This window comes from Bradyrhizobium sp. 192 (assembly GCF_023100965.1).
Lineage (GTDB): Bacteria > Pseudomonadota > Alphaproteobacteria > Rhizobiales > Xanthobacteraceae > Bradyrhizobium > Bradyrhizobium symbiodeficiens.
In genome coordinates this window covers 1584936-1602716 of the sequence record NZ_CP064690.1, presented here as the reverse complement: position 1 = coordinate 1602716, position 17781 = coordinate 1584936, and the positions used below count along the sequence as shown (strand labels likewise).

The following is a 17781-nucleotide window of genomic DNA, read 5'->3' as shown; positions in this document are numbered from 1 at the left end:
CGGACTCGCTGCAACATGGGTCCCGGTTCTGCACAGCGGCACTGCGCGCCGCGGTGCGCCCGGGACAAGGGCCATCCGATGACCAACAAATTCCGCACCCTCGACGACGTCGAATTGAAGGGCAAGCGCGTGCTGCTGCGCGTCGATCTCAACGTGCCCATGGACAATGGCCGCGTCGGCGACACGACCCGGCTCGAGCGCGTCGCGCCTACCATCACCGAAATCTCGGACAAGGGCGGCAAGGTCATCCTGCTCGCGCATTTCGGCCGTCCGAAGGGCCGCGATGCCAAGGACTCGCTCAAGCCTGTCGCCGAGGCGCTGGCGAAAGTGGTGAAGAAGCCCGTCGCCTTCGCGGACGACTGCATCGGCGAAGCCGCGGCCAAGGCCGTGGCGGCGCTGAAGGACGGCGACATCCTGTGCCTGGAGAACACCCGCTTCCACAAAGAGGAAGAGAAGAACGATCCGGCCTTCGTCGCGGAGCTGGCGAAGCTCGGCGACATCTGGGTCAATGACGCGTTCTCGGCGGCGCACCGCGCCCACGCCACGACCGAAGGCCTCGGCCACAAGCTGCCTGCCTATGCCGGCCGCACCATGCAGGCCGAGCTCGACGCGCTGGAGAAGGCGCTGGGCTCACCGACCAAGCCCGTGATCGCGATCATCGGCGGCGCCAAGGTCTCGACCAAGATCGACCTGCTCGAAAACCTCGTGACCAAGGTCGATGCACTGGTGATCGGCGGCGGCATGGCCAACACCTTCCTGCACGCCCAGGCCATCGGAATCGGCAAGTCGCTGGCCGAAAAGGATCTGGCCCCGACCGCGCTGCGCATCATGGAAAAGGCGGAAGCCGCCAACTGCGCCATCATCCTCCCGGTCGACGCTACCGTCGCCTATCACTTCGCCGCCAACGCGCCGTCGCACGCCTACGGGCTCGATGCGATCCCGGCCGACGGCATGATCCTCGACGTCGGCCCGCAATCGATCGCCCGCGTCCATGCCGCGATCGACGATGCGGCGACCCTGGTCTGGAACGGCCCGCTCGGCGCCTTCGAGATGCAGCCGTTCGACCGCGGCACGATGGCGGCCGCCAGGCACGCCGCCGAGCGCACCAAGGCGAAGAAACTGATCTCGATCGCAGGCGGCGGCGACACCGTTGCAGCCCTCAACCAGGCCCATGTGGCCGGTGACTTCACCTATGTTTCGACCGCCGGTGGCGCATTTCTTGAATGGATGGAAGGCAAGCCCCTGCCCGGCGTTGAAGTTCTGCGCATCAAGTAAGCAAGCGGCCTAGCAGGCCCCAACGGGAGAACAAGACAGATGGCTCGGATCACGTTACGTCAATTGCTCGACCACGCGGCGGAGAACGATTACGGCGTACCGGCCTTCAACATCAACAATATGGAGCAGGCGCTGGCGATCATGGACGCGGCCAACCAGGTCGACGCGCCCGTCATCATCCAGGCCTCGCGCGGCGCGCGTTCCTACGCCAACGACATCATGCTCAAGCACATGATGGACGCGGTCACCGAAATCTATCCGCACATCCCGGTCTGCGTGCATCTCGACCACGGCAACGAGGCCGCGACCTGCATGACCGCGATTCAGGCCGGCTTCACCTCGGTCATGATGGACGGCTCGCTGAAGGCCGACGGCAAGACCCCCGGCGACTGGGCCTACAATGTCGGCGTCACCAAGACCGTGACCGACATGGCCCATCTCGGCGGCATCTCGGTCGAGGGTGAGCTCGGCGTGCTCGGCTCGCTCGAAACAGGCATGGGCGACAAGGAAGACGGCCATGGCGCCGAAGGCAAGCTCAGCCACGATCAGCTCCTGACCAATCCGGACGAAGCCGTGAAGTTCGTGCAGGAGACCAGGGTCGACGCGCTCGCGATCGCGATGGGGACCTCGCACGGTGCCTACAAGTTCACCCGCAAGCCGGACGGCGACATTCTCGCCATGAACGTGATCGAGGAAATCCATCGCAAGCTGCCGAACATGCATCTGGTGATGCACGGCTCCTCCTCGGTGCCGCAGGATTTGCAGGAAATCATCAATGCCAATGGCGGCAAGATGAAGCCGACCTGGGGCGTGCCCGTGGCCGAGATCCAGCGCGGCATCAAGAACGGCGTGCGCAAGATCAACATCGACACCGACAACCGCATGGCCATGACCGGCCAGATCCGCAAGGTGCTCAAGGACAATCCGGAAGAGTTCGATCCGCGCAAATATCTCAAGCCGGCGATGGAAGCCATGACCAAGCTGTGCAAGCAGCGGCTCCAGGAGTTCAACACCGCCGGCCAGGCCTCCAAGATCAAGCGGGTCCTGACCACCGCCGAAATGGCCAAGCGCTACGCCAAGGGCGAGCTGGATCCGAAGGTCGCGTAAGGAACGCAGGCACCGTCATTCCGGGGCGCGCTTAGCGCGAGCCCGGAATCCATGGTGCCACCATCGACGCGGATCAATGGATTCCGGGCTCGCGCCAAGGGGCGCGCCCCGGAATGACCAGTCCCCCACCCCTTTACCCTGCGACGAACGTTAACTCGGCAATTGCCCGAGAACGGTCTAACTTCACAGGCAAGGGCAGAGTCGTTTTGGGAGGACCTCTCGATGAATCTGACTGAGCTCAATAAAGTCGCGACCGCCATGGTCGTATCGGGCAAGGGTATCCTCGCCGCCGACGAATCCTCCGGCACCATCAAGAAGCGTTTTGACGCGATCGGCGTGGAATCGACGGAATCAAATCGCCGCGACTATCGCGAGATGCTGTTCCGCTCCAAGGAGGCCATGAGCCAGTATATTTCCGGCGTGATCCTCTATGACGAGACGATCTGGCAGGATGCCAAGGACGGCACGCCGCTGGTCAGGCTGATCGAACAGAGCGGCGCCATTCCCGGCATCAAGGTCGACGAGGGCACGCAAGCCCTGCCGATGTGTCCGGGCGAACTCGTCACCGTCGGGCTCGACAGGCTGGCCGAGCGGTTGAAGAAGTACTATGAGCGCGGCGCGCGCTTCGCCAAATGGCGCGCGGTGATCGACATCGGCAGCGGCATTCCTTCGATGACCGCGATCAGCGTCAATGCCCATGCGCTGGCCCGCTACGCCGCGCTGTGCCAGGCCGCGCAGATCGTGCCGATCGTGGAGCCGGAAGTGCTGATGGACGGCGACCACGACATCGATCGCTGCTATGAGGTCACGCAACGCGTGCTCAACAAGACGTTCCAGGAATTGCGCGTGCAGCGCGTCGCGCTCGAAGGCATGGTTCTCAAGCCCAACATGGCGATCTCAGGCAAGAAGTGCCCGAAGCAAGCCTCCGTCGAGGAAGTCGCGGAGAAGACGATAAGGCTGCTGAAGGCTTGCGTGCCCGCAGCGGTGCCGGGCATCGCCTTCCTCTCCGGCGGCCAGTCGGATGAGGAAGCGACCGCGCATCTCAACGCCATGCACAAGCTCGGCCCGCTGCCCTGGGGCCTGACCTTCTCCTACGGCCGCGCGCTGCAGGCCGCGCCGCAGAAGGCCTGGGCCGGCAAGGCCGAGAACGTCGCGGCCGGCCAAACCGCCTTCAGCCATCGCGCACGCATGAACGGCCTCGCCTCCAGAGGCGAATGGCAAAGTAGCCTGGAACAGAAGGCAGCCTAGATCTTGTCGAACAAACCGCCTCCGCCGCGCCCGGCGCCGCGCCTCTATCTCGCGACGCCTGTCGTCGATGATCCCGCTGCGCTCCTGGCCGAGCTGCCGGGCCTGCTCGCCGCCGCCGATGTCGCGGCCGTGCTGTTGCGGCTGAAGGAGACCGACCAGCGCACCATGATCTCGCGCATCAAGGCGCTCGCGCCGCCGGTGCAGAAGGCGGGCGCCGCGCTGCTGGTCGAGGGCCATGCCGAGCTGGTGGCACGCGGCGGCGCCGACGGTGCGCACCTGCCCGGCATCGCCGCGCTGAAAGAGGCGCTGCCGTCGCTCAAGCCCGATCGCATCGCCGGCGTCGGCGGGCTGACGACGCGGCACCATTCCATGGATGCGGGCGAGCTGGGCGCGGATTATTTGCTGTTCGGCGAGCCCGATGCGAAGGGCCAGCGTCCCTCGGCGCAGGCGATCGCAGAACGTATCGACTGGTGGGCGGAGCTGTTCGAGCCGCCCTGTGTCGGCTTTGCCATGTCGCTGCAGGAAGCCCGCGACTTCGCCGGCAGCGGCGCCGATTTCGTGCTGGTTGGCGACTTCGTCTGGGCCGATCCGCGCGGGCCAAAGGCCGCGCTGATCGAAGCGGACGCCGCGATCAGGCAGGCCCATGCGACGGCGACGGCCGACCAAAATCCTGCAGGCAGCGAGCACGGCTAGCGCCCGACATGAAGCTTCCCTGCATCACCATGCTGGCCACGCTGCTGCTCACGGGGCCCGCGGCCGCGCAGCTCCAGATCGCGCCGCCGGCGACGATCCCGAGCGCTGCGCCCGAGAAACAGAAGCCCAAGCCGCACACGATCACCAAGAAGAAGGAGGCCGCGCCGGCGCCGAAGCCTTCGGCCTCGCCCAGGCCGACGCCGACGCCGGCCGCGACCGTGATCCCGGCGCCGCCGACCGACAATTCCAACGCCGATCTGGTGTTCGGCGCCTATCAGCGCGGCCAGTACAAGACGGCGTTCGACCTCGCCACCGTCCGCGCGCAAGCGGGCGACCCCAAGGCGATGACCATGCTCGGCGAGCTCTATTCCAACGCCATGGGCATCCGGCGCGACTACGCCAAGGCGGCCGAGTGGTACAAGCGGGCAGCCGACGCCGGCGACCGCGAGGCGATGTTCGCGCTCGCCATGCTGCGCATTTCGGGCCGCGGCGGCTCGCTCGACAAGAGCGAGGCTGTCAAGCTGATGGCGTCCGCCGCCAAGCTCGGCGAGCCCAAGGCGGCCTATAACCTCGCGCTGCTCTATCTGGACGGCCAGACCCTGCCGCAGGACGTCAGGCGCTCAGCCGAGCTGCTGCGGCAGGCCGCGGATGCCGGCCTGCCCGAGGCGCAATACGCGCTGGCGACCTTCTACAAGGAAGGCACCGGCGTGCCGAAGGACCCGGAACGCGCGGTGCGGCTGCTGCAGGCGGCCTCGCTCGCCGACAATGTCGACGCCGAGGTCGAATACGCCATCGCCATGTTCAACGGCACCGGCACCCCGAAGAACCAGCCGGCCGCCGTCGCCCTGCTGCGCAAGGCCTCGCGCCAGGGCAGCGCGATCGCGCAGAACCGGCTGGCCTGGGTGCTGATCAACGGCGTGGGCGTTCCCATGGACAAGGTCGAGGGCTTCAAATGGCACCTGGTGGCCAAAACCGCCGGCAAGGGCGACCCAGAGCTCGACAAGCAGCTGTCCGACCTGCCGGCCGAGGACCGGGCCAAGGCTGAGGCCGCCGCCAGAAAGTGGCTCGGGACCAAATGACCTGACGCAATGACTTGACCTGAGGGCCCTTGCAGGGCACCCAATCCCTCAAACAGGCGCGATTTCGCGCCCTTTCCCCCGATCAAGACCCAGAGCTCATGCTGTATTCCGCCACTATCAACGTCATGGTCAAGGCCGCGCGCCGCGCCGGCCGCAGCCTCAAGCGCGATCTCGGCGAGATCGAGCATCTCCAGGTCTCGCTGAAGGGGCCGGCGAATTTCGTCTCGCTCGCCGACAAGCGCGCCGAGGAGATCCTTTACGAGGACCTCGCCAAGTCCCGGCCCGGCTACGGCTTCATCGGCGAGGAGGGCGGAACCCGCGAGGGCAGCGACAAGAGCCACACCTGGATCGTCGATCCGCTCGACGGCACCACCAACTTCCTGCACGGCATCCCGCAATTCGCGATCTCGATCGGCCTGTCGCGCGAGGGCACGATCATTGCGGGCGTGATCTACAACCCCGCCAATGACGAGCTCTACATCGCCGAGCGCGGCAAGGGCGCTTTCCTCAACGACCAGCGCCTGCGGGTGGCCGGCCGCCGCCAGCTCAACGAATGCGTGGTGGCCTGCGGCCTGCCCCATATCGGCCGCGGCGACCACGAGGAATTCCGCCGCGAGATGACCGCGATCCAGGGCCGCGTTGCCGGCCTCCGCCGCTTCGGCGCCGCCTCCCTGGACCTCGCCTTCGTCGCCGCCGGCCGCCTCGACGGCTATTGGGAGCGCAACCTGCAATCCTGGGACGTCGCCGCCGGTCTGATCATGGTGCGCGAGGCGGGCGGCACGGTGAGCGATATTGCGACGCCGGGAGATGCGTTGGTGACGGGAAATGTGGTGTGCGGGAATGAGTTCGTGCACGGGGAGCTGGTGAAGATTTTGCGGAAGTAGGGGCGGAACGCGGCGGTTGCGCCATTTTTCATTGCAAGCTCTCTGAGCCAGCCGGCGTCATAGCCGCGGTCAGCACACAGCATTGACTAGATTTGAGGCGAGACAGCAGCCTTCCCGCAGGTGGAGCGTCGTAAGCCTCCCCAGCGCTCAAGGACAGAAGCGGACCTCAATCTGCCGACGATCTCCACCAAAGAAGACGAAAGTGACCCACAAGAGACATGCGGTAGGTCGTAACGACATCTGCCGACTTCAGGAAAAGTCTCGGTTGCCGAACTGTTCGTATTGAGCCAGCGGTACCGGCTCTTTTTGATGGTTGGTGGCCGGTTATGAAAACCGGCAGTGGCCTATTTTGATTTGTACTTCCAGTTTTCCCGGTCCGGGCGATCACCTGCGATTAGGCGCACGCGGATTTCCTCCGCAATGATTGCAGTCGCGCGGTCCTGTTCTGATGCCGCGAGAAGCCTCGCGTGGATTAACGTCACGGCTGTAATAGACCCAACGGATTGGCTCCAAGCAGCGTCAATCTCTTCGTTCGTCAAAGCTACATTCCCTAAATCGCTGCAGTTGTTTCATATCAGACTAAGCGAGCAATGTCGCATGTTGGCCCATCGCGTCACTTGCTGTGGCTGCACAACCGCGGTCGCTATCGGCGCAAAGCGGACATCGCCACAGGTTATGAGTACACGGCCTAAGAGCCGTCCTCATCCTCCGGCTCCTCCTCGCGATATTCACCGGCCATGGTCAGGCCCTCGATATTCGTGGCGCCTTTCGACTTGATGACCCGGCGGAGCGGGACCGCGCTCTCGCTTCGCAAGGCTTCCATCAACTGTTCCGAATGGGTGACGATCCAGATGTCGGCGCGGCTCGACGCCCTGGCGATCAGCCGGGCCAAAGGCGACAGCAGCGACGGATGCAGGCTGGTCTCGGGTTCGTTCAGCGCGATGAACGGCGGCAGGCGGTAGCCCATGAAGACCGCGAGCAGGCAGATGTATTTCAGCGTGCCGTCGGAGAGTTCATGGGCCCCGAACGGCCGCGGCATGTCCTCCAGTTGCAGAGCGAATTCGCACCGGCCGCCCTCTTCCCATGCACTGAGCTCGGCGCCCGGGAATGCATCCTGGATCGCATCCTGCAAATCGGTGGCGTCTCCGCGAATGGTGTAGAGCGTCGCCAGGGCCGCAGCCAGATCGCTTCCATCTGCGCTGAGCGAGGGCGTCGTGATCGCCAGACACGGCTTTCGGATCAGCGAGGCCGGGTCGGTGCGGAAATCGTGATAGAAGCGCCAACCCAGCATCGCATTTCTGATCAGATCGATCTCGGGGCATTCCTTGCCGTTGTAAAAGCCCGCCAGCGCCGGCTCGGACGGCAGCACCGCATCCTTGTGGTTGACCCATGCACCGCTGTCGTCGCGGATGCTGACAAGCGAATTCTTCCGCTCCATCAAGCGAACCGTTCGTTTGCCCTGCGTCGTCTCGATGCTTTCTTCCTTGATCATCGGCTCGCCGCGAAACGACGCCGAAAGCGGGCTGGGAAACCCGATCTCAATGGAATATCTCAGGCGATCGAACCTGGCCGACAATTGCAGTCGCCCGTCCTCGCCGCGTTTGCGGATGCCCGACCAGCAGACCGAATTCAATCCGCCTTCGTCGGCGATCGTTCGCGTGATCCGCCCGGTCGCCGCGTCGCGTAGCAGCGACAGGGACTTGTAGAGGTTGGATTTGCCGACACCGTTCTCGCCGACAAACACGGACAAAGGGTGGATGGGAATGGAGAGCCGCCGGATGGAGCGATAATTGGTGATCGCAATGTCGGTCAGACGCATCGCAGGCTCTCAATTGACAACGCTCAGTGTGCATTCGCGGGGGAATTGCACGGGATTTCAATCCAGGGATGCAGTCTGGATCGACGGTTCCCTGAAAGCAAGCGGACGGGCCACGTGCTCAGCCGGACAATCGCATGTCGATGTTACGAGGACCGCGGGCTTGCTCCGCCTCTCCCGCCTGCGGGAGAGGCCGACGCGCCCCGGGTGATGCGAAGCATCGTCCCGCGCGCGGCGGGTGAGGGTTCTCACCACTTGGGGATTTCCGCCGCAAGTCTCGACAGACCCGTCGCTGAGGCAGCCCTCTCCCCAACCCTCCCCCGCAAACGGGGGAGGGAGCTCACTGCCGATGCCGCCACACTGCGCGCCTCATATGGGCCGCGGCGTACTGGCTGCCCCGCCTTCGCGGGGCATGATACCTCTCCTTACAGCTTGGCCGGCGCCGGCGGCCCGTACGCCTCGCCGTCCCTCGCCGCCTTCGGCTCCCGATCCCCCGCCAGCACACGCTGCACCGAGACGAAGAACACCGGCACCATCAAGAGCGCCAGGATCACCACTGCGATCATGCCGCCCATCACGATGGAGCCGAGCGCCTGCTGGCTGGCGCCACCGGCGCCGTGGGCGACGGCCATCGGCAGCACACCGCAGATGAAGGCGAGGCCGGTCATCAGGATCGGGCGGAAGCGCAAACGGCAGGCTTCGATGGTGGCGTCCACCAGCGGCTTGCCTTCTTTCCGCAGATCCTTGGCGAACTCGATGATCAGGATCGCGTCCTTGGCGGCAAGGCCGATGATGGTGATCAGGCCGACGGTGAAATAGACGTCGTTGGGCAGGCCGCGCAGCATGGCCGCGATCACGGCGCCGACGATGCCGAGCGGCACCGTGAGCAGCACCGCGAGCGGAATGGTCCAGCTTTCGTAGAGCGCGGCGAGACACAGGAACACCACGAACACCGACAGCGCCAGCAGGAACGGCGCCTGCGAACCCGACAGCTTTTCCTGCAGCGACTGGCCGGTCCATTCATAACCGAAGCCGCGCGGCAGCCTGCCGGCAAGACGCTCCATCTCGGCGATCGCATCACCCGAGGTGAAGCCGGGCCTGGCCTCGCCGGAGATGCGTACCGCAGGATAATAGTTGAAGCCCGCGATCTGCGTCGGGCCTTTCGCCCATTCCACCGTGGCAAAGGAGGAGAACGGCACGAGTTGGCCGCTTCTGTTCTTGACGTTGTAGTTGAGGATGTCCTCGGTCCGCATGCGGTCGCGGGCGTCGGCCTGCACCACGACGCGCTGCATGCGGCCGCGGTTCGGGAAGTCGTTGATGTAGTTCGAGCCGAGATTGGTCGAGATCGTGTTGTTGATGTCCTCGAAGGTGACGCCGAAGGCGCCGGCCTTCTCGCGGTCGATCACGAGATTGACCACGCCCGCCTCCGGCAGGCCCTCGACATAGACCTTCTGCAGCACCGGGCTCGCATTGGCTTCCACGATCAATTGGTCGGCGGCGCGCATCAATTGCTGATAGCCCTTCTGGCCGCGATCCTGGAGGCGGAACGAGAAGCCCGAGGAGTTGCCGAGATTATCGATCGGCGGCGGCTGCAGCGCGGCGATCTTGGCGTCGCGGATCGACGCCCCCAGATCGCGGTTGATGTCGTTGACGATGGCCGCAGCGGAATCCTTCGGTCCGCGGTCCGGCCAGTCCTTCAGCGTGATGAAGGCCTGCGCGGTGTTCATGCCCTGGCCGGAGAAGCTGAAGCCGGTGAGGAAGGTGACATCCTTCACGCCCGGACGTTCGGCGAGATATTTCTCGACCTTCTCGATCACGGATTCGGTGCGGGCGTAGGACGAATCCGACGGCGTCTGCACGTCGGTGGTGACGAAACCCTGATCGTCGATCGGCAGGAAGCCGCCGGGCAGGTTGACGAAAGCCCAGGACAGGCCGACGAGCAGCGCGACATAGACCAGCATCATGCGCCCGGTCCGTTTCAGCGAGAAGCCGACGGTGCGCGCGTAGCGAAACCGGCAGGCCTCGAGCAGATGATTGAACCGGCTGAACACAAAATTTGTCGAATGGCCGTGCCCCTTGGCAACGGGCTTCAACAGCGTGGCGCATAGCGCCGGCGTCAGCGACAGCGCGAGGAAGGCGGAGAAGCCGATCGCGGCGACCATGGTCACGGAGAACTGGCGGTAGATGATGCCGACCGATCCCGGAAAGAACGCCATCGGCACGAACACCGCCATCAGCACCAGCGTGATGCCGATGATGGCGCCGGTGATCTGCGACATCGCCTTGCGCGTTGCCTCCTTCGGCGACAGGCCTTCCTCGGCCATGATGCGCTCGACGTTCTCGACCACGACGATGGCGTCGTCGACGAGGATGCCGACCGCGAGCACCATGCCGAACATCGAGAGCATGTTGATGGAATAGCCGGCGACCAGCAGTATCGTGCAGGCGCCAAGCAGCGCCACCGGCACCACGATGGTCGGGATGATGGTGTAACGGATGTTCTGCAGGAACAGGAACATCACTACGAACACCAGCACCACGGCCTCGACAAGGGTCGACAGCACCTTCTCGATCGAGGCTTCGACCACGGGCGTGATGTTGTAGGGAATCTCGTAGGTGATGTTGGCCGGGAAGAAGCGCGACAGCTCCTTCATCTTCTCTTCGACCGCGCTTGCGGTCGCCAGCGCGTTGCCGGTCGGCGACATCAGCACCGAAAGGCCGGCGGTCGGCTTGCCGTTCAGGCGCGTGTTGAACTGGTAGCTGAGGCCACCGACCTCGATACGTGCGACGTCGCGCAGCCGCACGGTCGAGCCGTCGGCATTGGCGCGCAGGATGATGGCGCCGAATTCGTCCGGCGCGGACAGCTGGCCCTTGACCAGCACCAGCGCGGAGGTGCGCTGGTTCGACGTCGACGGCTCGGCACCGATGCTGCCGGAGGCGACCTGCGCGTTCTGCGCGGCAATGGCCTTGTTGACGTCGTCGGCGGTGAGCCCATAGCCGACCAGCTTGGCCGGATCGACCCAGACGCGAAGCGATCGCTCGGTCGAATAGAGCGTGGCGCGGCCGACGCCGGGAATGCGGCGGACTTCGCCGAGCACGTTGCGGATCATGAAATCGCCGAGGCCGACCTCATCGAGGCTGCCGTCGGTCGAGCTGAGCGTGATGATCTGAAGCACCGCGCTGGAGGCTTCCTCGATCAGGATGCCCTGTTGCATCACCGCGCGCGGCAGGCGTGCCTCGACGCGCTTGATGCGGTTCTGGACCTCCACCGAGGCGTCGTTGGTATTGGTGCCCGGCTGGAAATTGGCGATGATCTCGACCTGACCGAGCGAGTCGCTGGTCGATTCGAAATTGAGGATGCCGGAGGCGCCGTTGAGCTCCTCCTCGATCAGCCGCGTGACGCTGTTGTAGAGGTTTTCGGGCGAAGCGCCGGGATAGCTGGTGGAGATCGAGATCGAGGGCGGCGCGATGATCGGATATTGCGCGATCGGCAGCAACGGCACCGCGATCGCGCCGATCAGACAGATGAACAGCGCGACCACCCAGGCGAAGATCGGCCTGTCGATGAAGAAACTCGCCATGATGCGCTACTGCATCATCTGGGCGCGTTGACTTTCCACGATGGCTTCGGCCTCGGCCCAGGATTGCGGCTTGACCTTGTCGCCCGCCGCGAACCTCTGGAAGCCTTCCACGACGACCTTGTCGCCGGACTTCAGGCCCTCGGTGATGAACCAGACGCCGTCCTGCACCGAGCCGGTACGCACGGGCTGCACCGCGACGCGGTGATCGTCCTTCACGACGAAGACTTCGCTGCCGCCGCCGCCATTGCGCTGAACCGCCTGCTGCGGCACGGCGATCGCGTCGCTGTCGATGCCCTGCTCGATCCGTACCCGAACATACATGCCGGGCAGCAATTCGCGGTGCAAATTGGGAAATTCACCGCGCAATGTCACTTGCCCGGTATTGGCGTCGACCTTCGCATCGGAGAACAGGAGTTTGCCGGTCAGCGGGTAGATCGTGTTGTCGTCGAGCACGAGACGCACCTTGGCGGCACCGGGCGCAATGCGCTCGAGGTCCCCGCTCGCGAAGGCGCGGCGGAGCTGATTGAGCTCGTTCACCGATTGGGTGAAATCAGCGTAGATCGGATCGAGCTGCTGAATGGTCGCGAGATTGGTCTCGTTCTGCACGGCGAGAGCGCCCTCGCTGACCAACGCGGCGCCGACGACACCGTCGATGGGCGCACGCACGGTGGCGTAGTCGAGATTGAGCTTCGCTCGCGCGAGATCCGCCTTGCGGCCCTCGACCTCGGCTTGAGCCTGGAGCTCGGCAGCGATTGCCTTCTCGTTCTCCGCCTCGGGCGCGGCGCGCTGGCTGGTGAGCGTGGCGATGCGGTGCGCCTGCTGCTTGGCCTGCATCAGCGCAGCCTCCGCCTTGGCAAGCGCGGCCTGGTTGGCCGACACCTCGACCTCGAACGGACGCGGATCGATGCGGTAAAGCGGATCGCCCGCCTTCACTTCGCTGCCCTGGTGGAACAGGCGCTCGACCACGATGCCCGAGATGCGCGGCCGAACGTCGGAGACGCGCGTCGGCGCGATACGTCCAGGCAGTTCCCGCACGATGGAGCGTGGCTGCGGCCTGACGGTCACGACGCTGACGTCGGGTTCGGTCGGTTGCGCCTGGACGATCGCAGAGTTTGATTCATCACAGGCCGCAAGCAGCGGCGCCGCGACCGCGAGCATCATGGCCACGCAGACGGATCGCGCATGTAGTGGTGACATATGGGTAGTTGCCCCGTTCAATCGCATTGGTTTCAGGCTTCCAGAAGGTTCCGGACAGTCTGGCCTGCAAATGAAAATAAACGGTGTTTGCTGCGACGCAATGAGACGATCGGCGGCTCATTGTCACACGACCTATCCCATTCTAAAAACGGGTATATTTTGGAGTCACCGGATCGTGAATCGGGTTCCATCGCGGCGTGCTGCGACGGAACATCGCAATTACCCCGCAGCCTTCATCCGATAGTGGCTGACGCCCCATTCGGTTCCATCGGCATAGCCGAACAGGCCCGATGTCGCGAGCAGGAACCAGCGCCAGCGCCGCATCCACAGGGGGGTCTGCTCGCCATAGACCTGGCGCAGGGACGCCTCGCTCGCATCCCGATGCGCGTCGAAATTGGCGAGCCAGTCGTTGGCGGTGCGCTGGTAATGCGTGCCGCTCCAGCACCATTCCTTCTCGACCGTGAAGATGTCGCCGAACTGCCTGACGAGATGATGGCTCGGCATCAGCCCGCCGGTGAAGACGTGCTGCGCGATCCAGTCCTCGCGATCGAGCCGGTCGAACAGCTGCGAGCCGGAGCGATGGGTGACGATCTGCATGAAGAAGCGCCCGTCCGGCGCGAGCCATGACCGCAGCCGCGTCATCAGCTTGCGCCAGTTCATCATCTGCTCGAACATCTCGACCGAGACGATGCGGTCGAACTGGCCGTCGGGCGCGAACACGTTCATGTCCGCGGCGACCACGCACAGGTTCAGCAGGCCACGCCGCCGCGCCGCTTCCTCGACATGAGCGCGCTGCGCCTGCGAAGTCGACGCCGCCGTCACCCGGGCGTGCGGAAACTGCCGCGCCATCCACAGCGACAGCGAGCCCCAGCCGCAGCCGAGTTCGAGGATGGTCTGGCCGTCGGCGAGGCCGGCATGCTCGACCGTCTGGCGCAGCGCCTCCTCCTCCGCCTCCTGCAAGGTGGTCGCATCGGTCTTGTAGAAGCAGCAGGAATATTTGCGGTTGGGGCCGAGCATTTGGGCGAAGAACGAAGCGGGCACCTCCTCGCGACCGGCCACCGCGGTTTCGGCGATCGGCCGCAGCATCATCCGCCCGGCGAAGGCGGCGTCGGTAGCCGCATCACGTGCCGCAAGGCGGGTTGCGCTGCGGGAGCACAGGCGCTGGATCGCGGCGCGGATCACGACGTCCGGCAGCGGCACGCGTTCGGCAGTCCCGATGATCGCGGAAACGACGCTCATGCGCCCACTGAGTGGCAAATCTCTGCAAATACTGGCTTATCAAAGCGCCGCTTCCGGTCCCGGTTCCCCAGCTGGCCCCGAAATCGGCGCATCCGGCGCTTTTTTTGGGCTGGCGCTGTGCCATAGTGCGCACCGCAAGCAAGCTTTTGGAATGGATGATACCGGCCATGCCGTCAGGCACCTCGCCCCGCTCCACCATGGATATCGAGTACACGAAGCTGTCCTCACCCAGCGTCTTCCTGGTGCGGATGCTGGTCTTCCTGGTGCTGTGCGCGCTGGTCGGCGTGGTGCTCTACAAGCAGATCATCCAGGCCTTCTTCGCCAATCCCGGCCTCAACGCCCTGATCGGCGCCGTGCTGTTCATCGGCATCATCCTGGCCTTCCGTCAGGTCATCCGGCTCTATCCCGAAGTGTCCTGGGTCAACAATTTCCGCATCGCCGATCCCGGCCTGGCGCCGGCCCGGCACCCGAAGCTGCTGGCGCCGATGGCGGCGATCCTCGGCGGCGAGCGCTCCGGGCGGATGTCGATCACCCAGACCACCATGCGGCATCTGCTCGATTCGATCGCGACCCGCCTGGATGAAGCCCGCGACATCTCGCGCTACATGACGGGCCTGCTGGTCTTCCTCGGCCTGCTCGGCACCTTTTGGGGCTTGATCGAAACGGTCGGCTCGGTCGGCAAGGTGATCGACGGGCTCAAGGTCGGCGGCGATTCCGGCGCCCTGTTCGACACGCTGAAGGAGGGCCTCGCCGCCCCGCTCGGCGGCATGGGCATCTCGTTCTCCAGCTCGCTGTTCGGCCTTGCCGGCTCGCTGATCCTCGGCTTCCTCGATCTGCAATCGAGCCAGGCGCAGAACCGCTTCTACACCGACCTCGAGGACTGGCTCGCCACCACCGTGCGCGAATATGACAGCGGCGAGGTCGCGGTCGCTTCCGGCGGCGGCGGGGTCGCCAGCGGCGAGCTCCAGGCCGCGGTCGAACGCTTGCGCTCGGTGCTCGAGGAAGGCAGCGCCAGCCGCGGCACCACGGCGGCGATGGCGAGCCTTGCCGAAGCCATCCAGGCGCTGGTCTCGCACATGCGCACCGAACAGCAGATGATCCGCGAATGGGCCGACGGCCAGGGCGAGCAGAACCGCGAGATCCGCCGCCTGCTGGAGCGCATCGCCCGCCAGCCGGAAAAGAGTTAGCGATATGGCTCTGGCGCGCGGCCGCCGCGGCGACACCTCCTTCAACTACTGGCCCGGCTTCGTCGACGCGCTGTCGACGCTGGTGCTGTCGATCGTGTTCCTGCTGTCGGTGTTCCTCGTGGTGCAGTTCTTCCTGTCGCAGGAGGTGACCGGCAAGGACAAGGCGCTGGAGCAGCTCAACGCCAAGATCGCCCAGCTCAACGAGCTGCTGTCGCTGGAGAAGCTCGGCAAGCTCACGCTGGACGACCAGGTCTCGCAATTGAAGGCCGGCCTCGCCTCGGCCGAGACCGAGCGCGACCGCATCAAGGGCCTCTATGACGGCCTCGCCGCCGCCGGCAACGACGCGCAAGGCAAGACCTCCGAACTCGGCAAGGCGCTGGATTCGGAGAAGGCGGTCTCGGCGCGGGCGCTGGCGCAGATCGAGGTGCTGAACCAGCAGATCAGCGCGCTCAGGCGGCAGTTGGCGGCGCTGGAAGAGGCGCTGGATGTCAGCGAAAAGCGCGACAAGGAATCGCAGAACCGCATCGCCGATCTCGGCTCCCGCCTCAACGTGGCGCTGGCGCAGCGCGTGCAGGAATTGTCGCGCTACCGCTCGGAATTCTTCGGCCGGCTGCGCGCCATCCTCGGCAACCGGCCCGACATCCGCATCGTCGGCGACCGCTTCGTGTTCCAGTCCGAGGTGTTCTTCGACACCGGACAGGCGACGCTGCTGCCCGAGGGGCGCACCGAGCTCGACACTTTGGCGACCGCGCTGATCGAGCTCGACAAGAAGATCCCGAGCGAGATCCCCTGGGTGCTGCGTGTCGACGGCCATACCGACGTGCGTCCGGTCAACGGCCCGAACTTCAAGTCGAACTGGGATCTCTCCGCGGCGCGCGCGATCTCGGTGGTGCAATATCTGGTCTCGCTCGGCGTGCCCGCCCAGCGGCTCGTCGCGGCCGGCTTCGGCGAATTCCAGCCGCTCGATCTTGGCAACACCGAAGAGGCTTACAAGCGCAATCGCCGTATCGAGCTGAAGCTGACGGAGCGGTAGTGAGCGCGATCCTCCTCCGCCCCTATCGCGTCGAGGACGAAGCCGCCGCGATCGACCTCTGGCATCGCACCTGGCAGCAGGCCTATCCGCAGATCGATTTCGCGGCCCGCCTGGACTGGTGGCGCGAGCGCTGGCGCAAGGATCTGGTGCCGAACGCCTCGATCGTCGTCGCCGAGCAGGACGGCGCGCTGACCGGCTTCGTCACCATCGACGTCGACGGCTATCTCGACCAGCTCGTGGTCGACCCTGACCACTGGGGTTCGGACGCGGCTCGTCTGCTGGTCGACGAAGCGAAACGCCTGTCGCCCTCAGGCATCACGCTGCTCGTCAACAAGGACAATTCCCGCGCCATCCGCTTCTACGAGCGCAACGGCTTTGCCCACGCCGGTGACGACGTGAATCCGACCTCGGGCCGGCCGGTGCTGAAGATGGCGTGGCGCGCGTGAGGCCCGTCACGCGGGGATCCAGTGACGTCTGCTAGTCGTTGGTGCCGGAGCAGCGATGACAAGCGGATGGAGGCGATCGATGAAGCTGCGCGATCTGGCCCAGGGTTCCTCGGTCTTTCTGGGCGTCATCCTCGCCGGATATCTGTCGACGACCTATGTCGACCAGCGCTTTGTGATGCAGGCCACCACGACGGGCTCTCCTGCTCCCACAAGCGGCCCTGCCCCATCGGCCTGCGTCGGCGAGGACGGCACCTGGAAGAATTGGCCCTGGCCGAACGTGCCGGCGCTGTCGCCGAAATGTCCGTAGACCCACGCGCGGGTCATCGCCCGTGCTGCAAACCGAATCTGCGAAAACAACCCCATGCACAGTAGCCGGTGATAGCGAAATCAATGGCTTGCGCCGGGCTCCTGGGCACGGAAGGTCGGCTTGAAAGCGGGCCTGGGAACGCCTAGATTCTTGCCGTGCAGCGCGGCCTTCTTCAACGCCTTCCTCAACTCGCCAGAACAGCCATGTTCGTGGCGATAGCGGCGTTTATGCTTCAGGTGACCCTGATTTCGATCTCGCAGGCGAAGGCCGCAGTTGGTGAATTGCCGGCGCCTGCCGTCACGTTGAGCGGTTCCCTGCATTTCCACGATCAGTTGGCAGGCCACGTGCACTCCCACGGAGGTGACGGCGCCGAAGGCCACGTCCATGACGGGTCGGATCACGATGACGACGAGGGTGCTCCAAGCCTCGCTTGGGACATGTTCGGCGCTTCGATCGCGTCACCGCAGTTCACGCCCCTGCTCAGCCCCTTCGAGGTGCTGATCCCCGTCGAGCGGCCGATTGCGCGAGCCCTTGTCGGCGTCAGGCCCGACGAACTTACCCGGCCACCAAGTACCTTCAGCATCGCGTAATCCAGGCGGCCCTTCGGCCGCCGACTTTTCGCATGTCTGAAGGAATTTTCCATGTTGAGGAATCAGCGCTGCCCGAAAGGGCGGCCCGCAAGATTTGGC

15 protein-coding genes and 1 pseudogene are annotated in these 17781 nt (G+C 65.0%); 11 read left to right on the top strand and 5 right to left on the bottom strand.

Features of this window, described 5'->3' with window-relative positions:
• Positions 1-78 precede the first annotated feature (78 nt).
• The 6 genes from IVB24_RS07535 to IVB24_RS07510 all read left to right on the top strand — a co-directional run bounded on the left by IVB24_RS07535 (position 79) and on the right by IVB24_RS07510 (position 6286).
• Entirely contained in the window at positions 79-1275 is a 1197-nt protein-coding gene (locus IVB24_RS07535; RefSeq protein ID WP_247772585.1) for a phosphoglycerate kinase, read from the top strand.
• A gap of 39 nt (positions 1276-1314) precedes the next feature.
• Entirely contained in the window at positions 1315-2382 is a 1068-nt protein-coding gene (fba, locus tag IVB24_RS07530; protein ID WP_166468085.1) for a class II fructose-bisphosphate aldolase, read from the top strand.
• Between the two features lie 222 nt (positions 2383-2604).
• On the top strand, positions 2605-3630 hold the full coding sequence (locus IVB24_RS07525) for a class I fructose-bisphosphate aldolase (protein ID WP_247772584.1): 1026 nt from the start codon (positions 2605-2607) through the stop codon (positions 3628-3630).
• Positions 3631-3633: 3 nt separating this feature from the next.
• Positions 3634-4323, top strand: coding sequence for a thiamine phosphate synthase (locus IVB24_RS07520; protein WP_247772583.1), 690 nt, complete (start codon positions 3634-3636; stop codon positions 4321-4323).
• 8 nt (positions 4324-4331) lie between these two features.
• Entirely contained in the window at positions 4332-5402 is a 1071-nt protein-coding gene (locus tag IVB24_RS07515; protein WP_247772582.1) for a tetratricopeptide repeat protein, read from the top strand.
• A gap of 98 nt (positions 5403-5500) precedes the next feature.
• Entirely contained in the window at positions 5501-6286 is a 786-nt protein-coding gene (locus tag IVB24_RS07510) for an inositol monophosphatase family protein (RefSeq protein WP_166476176.1), read from the top strand.
• A gap of 11 nt (positions 6287-6297) precedes the next feature.
• Here the strand turns inward: IVB24_RS07510 and IVB24_RS07505 are convergent.
• From IVB24_RS07505 to IVB24_RS07485, 5 genes and pseudogenes are all read right to left on the bottom strand, one after another.
• Positions 6298-6443 (bottom strand): annotated as a pseudogene (locus IVB24_RS07505) (IS5/IS1182 family transposase); the annotation flags it as partial.
• A 531-nt stretch (positions 6444-6974) separates the two neighbouring features.
• Positions 6975-8105: an AAA family ATPase gene (locus tag IVB24_RS07500; protein WP_166476177.1), complete on the bottom strand. Its 1131-nt coding sequence runs from the start codon at positions 8103-8105 to the stop codon at positions 6975-6977.
• 422 nt (positions 8106-8527) lie between these two features.
• Positions 8528-11683: a multidrug efflux RND transporter permease subunit gene (locus IVB24_RS07495; RefSeq protein WP_276578220.1), complete on the bottom strand. Its 3156-nt coding sequence runs from the start codon at positions 11681-11683 to the stop codon at positions 8528-8530.
• Positions 11684-11689: 6 nt separating this feature from the next.
• Positions 11690-12880 (bottom strand): efflux RND transporter periplasmic adaptor subunit, encoded by a 1191-nt coding sequence (locus IVB24_RS07490; protein ID WP_094976782.1) that lies wholly within the window; start codon positions 12878-12880, stop codon positions 11690-11692.
• 219 nt (positions 12881-13099) lie between these two features.
• The gene (locus IVB24_RS07485; protein ID WP_247772581.1) at positions 13100-14119 is read right to left on the bottom strand and encodes a cyclopropane-fatty-acyl-phospholipid synthase family protein; all 1020 of its coding nucleotides are present in this window, start codon (positions 14117-14119) and stop codon (positions 13100-13102) included.
• Positions 14120-14286: 167 nt separating this feature from the next.
• On the opposite strand from IVB24_RS07485, the gene IVB24_RS07480 reads away from it, so the two are divergent.
• From IVB24_RS07480 to IVB24_RS07460, 5 genes are all read left to right on the top strand, one after another.
• A complete protein-coding gene (locus IVB24_RS07480; RefSeq protein ID WP_162308746.1) occupies positions 14287-15306 on the top strand; it encodes a flagellar motor protein MotA in 1020 nt (339 codons plus the stop codon).
• 4 nt (positions 15307-15310) lie between these two features.
• Positions 15311-16339, top strand: a complete 1029-nt coding sequence (locus IVB24_RS07475) for a peptidoglycan -binding protein (RefSeq protein WP_247772580.1) — start codon at positions 15311-15313, stop codon at positions 16337-16339.
• Positions 16339-16785 (top strand): GNAT family N-acetyltransferase, encoded by a 447-nt coding sequence (locus IVB24_RS07470; RefSeq protein WP_247772579.1) that lies wholly within the window; start codon positions 16339-16341, stop codon positions 16783-16785. The genes IVB24_RS07475 and IVB24_RS07470 overlap by 1 nt, the downstream gene beginning before the upstream one ends.
• Before the next feature lie 79 nt (positions 16786-16864).
• The gene (locus IVB24_RS07465) at positions 16865-17092 is read left to right on the top strand and encodes a hypothetical protein (RefSeq protein ID WP_247772578.1); all 228 of its coding nucleotides are present in this window, start codon (positions 16865-16867) and stop codon (positions 17090-17092) included.
• 155 nt (positions 17093-17247) lie between these two features.
• Positions 17248-17682 carry a hypothetical protein gene (locus tag IVB24_RS07460; protein ID WP_247772577.1) on the top strand — a complete coding sequence of 145 codons (435 nt, stop codon included), beginning with the start codon at positions 17248-17250 and terminating at the stop codon, positions 17680-17682.
• Positions 17683-17781: the final 99 nt, after the last annotated feature.